General features: G+C 61.0%; 1 protein-coding gene. It reads right to left on the bottom strand.

The features are described 5' to 3' along the window. Positions 1 to 119 precede the first annotated feature (119 nt). Positions 120 to 1,647: terminase gpA endonuclease subunit (locus tag J9889_RS22355; protein ID WP_210558244.1), on the bottom strand; the 1,528-nt coding region annotated here is incomplete at its 5' end.

Below are 1,647 nucleotides of genomic sequence, written 5' to 3'. Positions count from 1 at the left end.
GAGCTCGTTGAGGTTTTCAGAGGTCACAGTGCGGCCCTGGAACGTTACCTGCTTGCCGGCCAGCACATCGCGCTCGGCCTGCAGGTACAGCTCGATCATGCTGTCGATATCGCTCAGCTTCACAGCCAGCCTCCTGAGTTTGTGCCGAGCCAGCTGTTGCCTGCTGCCGTGGGTCTTGGCTTCGGGCGGGATACCGGCTCGGCGTGGTTGATAGTGGTTGGCTGATGCCGGGCGACCAGGCGCCAGCCTTTGTGCTGGACGCCAAGGCGCACGGCGGCCAGTGAGTAACCCGCGCAGTCAGTGGGCTCGTTGCGGGCGCCGGATGGGTTAACCCAGCGATAGACGCGGCGGCCCTTGATAAACTCCAGCCGCTTTCGCTCACAGGTCAGACCCTTGAAATAGTGTTCATCTGCCCACTCGGCGACAGGGTGGTGCCGGTAACCAGGCAGCGGCCCGGATAGCGATGCAGGCACATCGGCCAGGCGGGCGTAGATCACGTCCTTGGCGGTGTCGGTGCCGACCTCCGACAGGTAAACACCCTGCCGGTTCTTCTTGCGCGGGAAGGTGATGATGGGTTTGCCCATCACCGAGGCCCCCTTGATAGGGATATATTTGCGCGGGTTGCGGCGACAGAACTGATAGACCTCATCGGTGTAGTGACCACCCGAGTCAATCAGCACCAGTCCGATATCCATCACCTCACCGTTGGCCTTGATAAACTGGCGCGAGAACTGCTCGTGCAGTCGATCCCAGATCTCGGTGTGCCCGAGGTTGCCGTACAGGCGCTGGTAGTCGATCACCCACTGCTCCTCCCCCACGCCCCAGCCGGTGATCTCGAACTCGATACGGTCATCCTGGGTATCAGCCCCGACAGTGATATAGAGCACCCCATCAGGGACGGGGTGCGGCCATACCTCGCGGCGGGCGGCAAGCGCCTCCCACTCCAGTTTCTCACCGGTCTCCTCTTCCCAGGTCTCGCCCAGCGTGGTGTTGACGAATGTCTTTAGCTTGCCCTGGTCATCCTTCGCTTTGAGGAAGTCAGAGACAATCCGAACCCATGTCGTCAGCGGGCTGTAGGCCGTCCAGATATGGAAGGTCACCGACTCGGGAGGAGGGATCGGTTGGTCATCACTGTCGAACCAGTCGATGGAGTCCCGCGTCCAGATGCCGGTGCGCTCGCAGATCCAGCGTTCCACCGTCTCGTAATCCATCTCATGCTGGCGAATGGCGCAGCCATTTGCCTCGCACAGATAGAACGCCGAGTTGTGGTTGTTACCGTCCCACTTGATGCCGAACTCGGCATCGGGGCCGCCCCACTTGAGGTACTGCTCTGCATGGCAATGTGGGCACTTCACGTGATAACGCATCAGGTGCTGCGATTCGCTGGCCGCCCGCTCTATCTGGCACTGCCCCGCGATCTTGGGGGTAGAGCCACGGATTGATTTGGGGTGGGTCGAGCCCTCCATCCGCTTGTCACCGAGGAACGTGGGCGAACCTTCGTGATCGATGTCAGCATCGAAGGCGGCCAGCTCGTCATAGATACCGAAGTCGGGAGAGGCTTCTCGGTAGTTTGCCGCCGCTTTACCACCCCGGATCTCTAACCCTCGCCCGTTGGCGAATCGCTTGAGCTCCAGCGTGTTGTCTTTA

The organism is Aeromonas sp. PrichA-15 (assembly GCF_017939245.1).
In the GTDB taxonomy this organism is placed as follows: domain Bacteria; phylum Pseudomonadota; class Gammaproteobacteria; order Enterobacterales; family Aeromonadaceae; genus Aeromonas; species Aeromonas caviae.
This window is presented reverse-complemented; position numbering and strand designations above follow the sequence as displayed.